General features: G+C 46.5%; 2 protein-coding genes. Both read left to right on the top strand.

Annotated features, from left to right (window positions below; all coding sequences use genetic code 11):
• Positions 1 to 2,086: 2,086 nt before the first annotated feature.
• Positions 2,087 to 4,291 carry a P-loop NTPase family protein gene (locus tag ABIE59_RS19740; RefSeq protein ID WP_354449511.1) on the top strand — a complete coding sequence of 735 codons (2,205 nt, stop codon included), beginning with the start codon at positions 2,087 to 2,089 and terminating at the stop codon, positions 4,289 to 4,291.
• The gene (locus tag ABIE59_RS19735; RefSeq protein ID WP_354449510.1) at positions 4,291 to 5,994 is read left to right on the top strand and encodes a LeoA/HP0731 family dynamin-like GTPase; all 1,704 of its coding nucleotides are present in this window, start codon (positions 4,291 to 4,293) and stop codon (positions 5,992 to 5,994) included. The genes ABIE59_RS19740 and ABIE59_RS19735 overlap by 1 nt, the downstream gene beginning before the upstream one ends.
• The last annotated feature ends 361 nt before the right edge of the window (positions 5,995 to 6,355 follow it).

The raw sequence follows: 6,355 nt of genomic DNA, 5'->3' as shown, positions 1-6,355 counted from the left end.
GGCAGCTTTGCCGTGGAATCAGTGGCAGCTTTCGCGTGGAATGGGTGGCAGGCTTCGTCTGGAATCAGTGGCAACCTTGGTCTGGAATACGCAGGAGAGCTCGTCCGCTAGGAATGACAAATAGTTGGAGAAGCGCGCGTGGCGGGGTTTTCGCATGCCGTCGCGAATTTCGCGAAAGCTCGGCGCTCTAAGGGCATCGTCCTAACTCGATGGCTTCTCTTAAGTCACCGCTAACCCGATTTCGTCCTTTTTCGTCCGGAAAAAGTCGATAGATTCTGCGATAACCTGTTGATGTATAGGCTTTAATTTAAAAAACCTAAAAGCGTCTCTTTTTTTAAGAAGAAACTTGAAGAAACCGACACTCTTGATGGAGTGTGCGGAGATGAAAGGCGTCCGAGAAGAAGAACTCCTGGGATGATGCGCGCTGGAAAACCAACGATCTGCTGTTCTACCGGAGTCAGCCCAGCTAGCTGATAGAGGCATCTGCCTCGATAATTTAACGTTAGCTTTCGGTGTAAAAGTTCGCAAGATGGTTTTGTGTAATGTTTTGTAAACTTCTAAAGCACTTGTGACATTATCTTAAAATCTCACTAAATCTGGAATTTAAGGAAGTTCTAGGTTCTTTGCCCTTAAATCGAATTTAAGACCATAATATATAAATTTTCTTATGAGGCGATTACGAAGCTCTTTGGAATTAACTATTTACCTTGAAGCATAAATATAAGCTAAATTGGCGTAGTGAATTAATAGGCTTGGGCTATTAAATCTATTGGGCATTAATTTCATTATTTGTTAATGTTAATTTATTATAATGCGTGGTTTTGTTAGTGTAATTAAGATTAATTCAGGAACAATTTATAAAGTTTCGTAGAGTCGTATGCTGCATCATCGGGGCCAGAAAAATTTGCGAATTAATTTTGGGATTTTTCAATTCTTGAAGATGACGAGATTCTATCCGGAATGGTTTATTAATTCGATAATGGGCGCCAAGCTTGCATGAAAATAACCAACATTGAAAATGAGATAGCCGCTGCAAGCGTTTGGTAGTCTAAAATTTAACGGAGCATTGAATACGAGCGAACACAAAAGCTCTGATTATATCGTTCATTATGTTCTAGCCAGGATGCTGGGCTCCGCTATCAGGTTATCAAATTTATTCAGATTTCGAGCACAGCCTCGGATGTTCCCACATATTCCTTCGGCATATACGCGATAACGTAAGTGGATTCTTCTTGACTCTCGGTTCTTTCGGCTACGAATGCCATATACCATAAGCCCCTTTCTTCAGTATCAGGCAGGTGCACCGGTTCTTTGTTCTGACCTGCATCTGTCATCTTGATGCAATGCTTTTCTCCAAAATATTCGGTGTATTCTCGTTGGGTTTATCGTCTATAGCCTGCGCGTTGAAGGGGGGGGGGCAGCTTGAGGGCGACTGGTATTGGTTAGGTAGACTCATTAATAATCTGCGAGTCTATGATTAGGTGTATATGCGAAAGATATGTAAATGCATGCATATGAATTGTCAAAGATTATTAAACGCTCTTTCAAGTTTGGTCTCATTTGGACGATGATCAAAGTCACAACCAAACCAAACAGTGATAATCGAAAGCGACAAAGGATGTCGGAGCTACTGGCTACTCTCCTGACATACAATTCAACCAGACAGTTGGGAGGGGCACATGTCTGTATTATTTACCTTCAACTACGTTCAGTGTGGTGTTGTGCGCCAGGACGAGCTGAAGCCTATTATGGCCCAACCAATCACATCATGTTCACCCTCCCCGAAGCCTTCCAATAAGAAGCCAGCAATAAGGAGTTTGTCGTGCATAAACGCTATATAAACGACACCGTTCACCAACGGTCCGGAGGACGGAGATGAGGATTATCGGCTGGCGTGGGAGATATTCAGCAAGACTTTGGTTGGTCGAGAATAGCGATGTTGTGATAGTACTTTAATGGCAGAGTCATATTTTAAGGTGTGACTCGATTTCTACGGCTAAGTCAAAATCGGTGGTTTTTTACTATCAAAGACTGTGTAGCGGGTATTGAACGATGCTTTGGAAAGCGGCTAATAGTGGATGATTGCATGAAGCTGAATTTAGATGAACCAAGTAAACTGTATCGTGGGGTCAATGCTGAATTGGACGGCATTATCGGTGAGCTAACCACCGAGTCAGACGATGAGCAATTAAATGGCGCTCAGCGTGAAGCACATTCCTTACTCGAGGACCATCGATCGAGCCTACAGGAGCAGTTGGAATCGCTTGAAACCAATGCTGAGTGGAATACCTTCACTATTGCGTTTTATGGAGAAACGGGTGCGGGAAAATCCACAATCATAGAGACCCTGAGGGTATTACTGAAAGAAGCCAGCAAGTTGAAAGATCAGGAAGCCTTCCGGTTTTTTCAGAATAGATACCAGCTGACAGGTGAGAGGCTGAAGGAGCTTCACCAAGAGGCAGAGCAAGTTGAACAGGAGCTTGAAGGTCTCCGCCATAAATATGAAGAAGTGTCTGCTAATTATGAACAGATAAGTGCGGAGTGCAACAACAAGATCGCGAAGTTTGGGAAGCTGGTACTGGAGCGAAAGCGGACGGCGTCCCTGTGGCAGAAGTTTTTGTGGCTGTTCAGGAAGATGGAAGAAGAGCTGGCCCTTGCTCGCGAAGAACAGCTTTTTCTCAAGATCAATGTAGAAGGCGAGAGCAGGCTGTCGACACTGAATGAACAGAAAGCAGGACTGGAAAACCATTTGGCTGATGTCAGGAAAAATCTGCAGGAGTTCATGGAACGTCTGCCGGAGCTCGAAGCTCTGGCAGACGGCGGAATCATAGGAGATGGCCGCTCAGATTTTACTCGTCGGACGCAACGATTCGACTTCAGCATAGATGGACAAAAGTTTGCTCTACTCGACGTGCCAGGAATAGAAGGTACTGAACGCCTGATCGCGGAGGAGATTGAGAAAGCTCTTCAAGCAGCGCATGCAGTGTTCTACGTCACGAACCAGCCTGCACCTCCACAAACGGGTGACAAGGATCGGAGGAAAGGTACCCTCGAGAAGATCAAAACTCATCTGGGGGCTTCGACTGAGGTCTGGTGTGTTTTTAATAAGAAAGTAATAAATCCCAAGTATGCGCTGAAGGATCGCCCCCTGATCTCCGAAGATGAATGCTTCAGCTTGCAGGAACTTGAAGGAAAAATGAAGGAACAGCTCGGGTCGCATTTCCAAGGCGTGCGCCCATTGACCTCACTTCCGGCCTTACTGGCGGCAACAGGTCATTTTGCGCCAGAGTCACAGAACGCGAGGCGCCGTAAGAAAGCTCTATCTGATTTTGAAGCAGACCAGCTGATCGAGTTATCCGGCGTAGAGGCATTTATTCGCCTTATAAAGGACAGTCTGCTGGAGGGTAGTCAACAAAAGATCCAACGGGCCAACCTCTTCAAGGTCAAGGACGCTCTGGACAAGACAGCTGTCGTCCTTAATCAGGTAGGGGAGGGAATTTCAGAGTTAGCTTCGAACCTGCGCCTAGGCGAGCAGAGTTCGAAGAAACAAATCAGAAGCGGCTTTTCGTCGTTCAGGAAGCGCCTCGAATCATCTGCCGAGACCTCGATTGACGGCTTCAGTAGCGATGTTCTGAACGAAGTGTATTCAGAAATCGACGACGATATCAGCAATGACGCCTTTAAAACGAAGTTGGAACAGCTGATCGAAATCCATCAGGAGCGGTTGAGTGAAAGGTTGAAGAAGGCGATGGCTAAGGAGATCGAACGCTTTGAAAAAGAGACTGAGAATATAGTCAAGCGTTTCGAGGATAAAGGTCGCGAGTTGACGGATATCTACACCACTATTGCCAGTGCTGACATTAATCGTGACTTCGACCTCAAACTGGATATCGACAATGGTTTGCGGTTGACGAACCTGCTGGCAGTCATCGCCGGTGGAGTACTAATGTGGTGGAACCCAGCGGGCTGGTTAGTTATCGGTATGGGAGCTGCCAGTATCGCAATCGGTGCATACAAGGCCGTGCGTGGGTTCCTGAGCTCCAGTTACAAAAAAGCCCAGCAACGTAAAGCAGCTGATGAAAACCTCAGAAACATAACCGGCCAATTGCGCGAATCATTGCATGAAAGTCTCGAACAAGGTTTCCCTGAGATGGAAAAAACAATCAGTGAAATAGAGAAGGCACTCGCCAGACCTGCGAACAAGGCGAGGGCACACGCAGACCTGATTAACCAGTCGAACATAAAAATCAAGACATTGTCGGGCATGATTGAAGCTACAGGAGCTCTGTAATGAAAGACACTCTCGATACCTTCAAAGACCAGCAGAACGAATCTCTGGAGCTGTTGAACAGGCTTTCGAAGTTTTTGATGCAAGGTGAAAAAGCCGGGGTTCCGATCGATCAAGAGTTGGGGGCCAAGCTTCAAACAGCCATACAGTCGGTGTCCGGCGAACGACTCAAGGTCGCACTCATAGGCGGTTTTTCAGAGGGCAAAACGTCTATTGCCGCCGCTTGGATGGAACAGCTTGATAAGTCCAGCATGAAAATTAGCCACAGTGAATCTTCTAATGAGGTGAAGGTTTACGAGGTGGGTGAGGACTTTGTTCTTATTGATACCCCGGGTCTGTTTGGCTTCAAGGAAAAATACAACGCCGAGAAGCAAGCTATAGAAAAATATAAGGACATCACTAAGAAATACGTGAGCGAAGCACACTTGGTCCTGTATGTCATGAACCCGACGAACCCGATCAAGGAGAGTCACGAGGACGATCTGGCCTGGTTGTTCCGGACCTTGGGGCTTCTGCCCAGGACGGTGTTCGTGCTCAGCCGCTTCGACGAGGTGGCGGATGTAGAAGACGAAGATGACTACCGTGATAACGTCAAAGTTAAATGTGACAATGTCGTTGGCAGACTTCGCGCGGCAATAGACCTGGAAGCCGAAGAAGAGAAAGAACTATCGGTAGTTGCTGTAGCGGCAAATCCGTTTGATCTGGGCGTTGACCACTGGCTTCAGAATCCGGACGAATTTAAAGAATTGTCGCATATTACTGAGCTTCAGGCAGAGACGGCCCAGAAGATCCAAAACAACGGTGGTGCAGCTGCCCTCGCAAAGGAAATGCGGGCCAGTGTTATTCGCGATGTTCTGAGTAAACAGTTGCCAATAGCGATAGAGAACGACCAGAAGATCTCACAGGAAGTCACCAAGCTGGATGAGTTGAATAACCATCTGAAGCTGCAGCTAGCGACCACCGAGCGGGATATCGAAGATGCAAGGATAGGCCTTCGGGAGTTCGTAGCCCGATATTTTTCCGACCTTATCCTGAAGGTTAAAGGTTGTAGTCTTGAAACCTTCGGTGATTTCTTTGAACGTGAAATCGGCTCTGAGGGTATTGTGATTGCCACGCGGTTACAGAATGAGTTCAGCCGTCAGGTGCAGCCGATTACGCTGGAAGTCGAGAAAATGCAGATTGGCTTTGATAACGAGGTCAGTCACTTCAACACAACAATCAAGTCGATGGGAAAGCAGGGTGTAAACCATGTACTGAAGGGAAAGTTCATTAACAAGGATTCGGTCCTGGCCGCCCGGGACGGCGTTGTTAATGTTGCGAAGTCCGTTGGGGTCGATATTGGTAAGTATCTTAAATTCAAACCCTGGGGGGCGACCAAATTTGCCAAAGGTGCGAACGGAGCACTTGCTGCAGTAGGGTTGGCGTTTGAGGTATGGGATAGCTGGGAAGAACATAAGCGCCAAATCGAGTTCCAGAACGCGATTGCCAAAATGGTGAGCAATTTCGAGAAGCAGCGGGAGGAACTGCTGACACTGATCAACTCTGTCCAGTTCAAGGAAATGTTCTTTGGGAACTATATTGAGCTCAGGGAGCAAGTCGCAGAGGTGGAGCATATGCTTAATCAGAGCCGCGAAAGCCAACAGATGTTCCAGGCATGGAAATCCGAAGCGGAGGCAATAAAAGAAGATTTCAAATCTATGCGATGAATATAGACTCTACATAATCAGATTATTCCCATGGATACGTCGGCATCATAAGCTCATTTTGTAAGGACAAAATAACGACAATTAGAAATCTTTATGGAACTGCTGATGCTGATGTATTTTGGAGCGACTGTGTAGTTTAGTGTTGATGAGGCTTGGCAACGGCTGGCTTTGCATCGCCGTGTAGCTGGGGTTGGTATCTGGTCGATTATGATTTATCCCATAAATGAAATGGCCTTTGGTCCGGCAGAACTGAGACGGTAGCCTTGGAGGCTGTAAACCAAATTGTGTAACTGCCCACGACTGAGTAATCTTTTCAAAAGGATACCATCGTGGGTACACAAGTGGATCAAGAAAAACTCAA

The sequence above is a fragment of the Marinobacter sp. MBR-99 genome (assembly GCF_040547575.1).
Taxonomy (GTDB): Bacteria; Pseudomonadota; Gammaproteobacteria; order Pseudomonadales; family Oleiphilaceae; genus Marinobacter.
The sequence above is the reverse complement of the archived record's forward strand: the minus strand, read 5'-3'. Positions and strand labels throughout refer to the sequence as shown.

Excerpts from the sequence above, each read along its gene's own strand:
- ABIE59_RS19735 (WP_354449510.1), top strand. The coding sequence starts at position 4,291 with ATGAAAGACACTCTCGATACCTTCAAAGACCAGCAGAACGAATCTCTG.
- ABIE59_RS19740 (WP_354449511.1), top strand. The coding sequence starts at position 2,087 with ATGAAGCTGAATTTAGATGAACCAAGTAAACTGTATCGTGGGGTCAAT.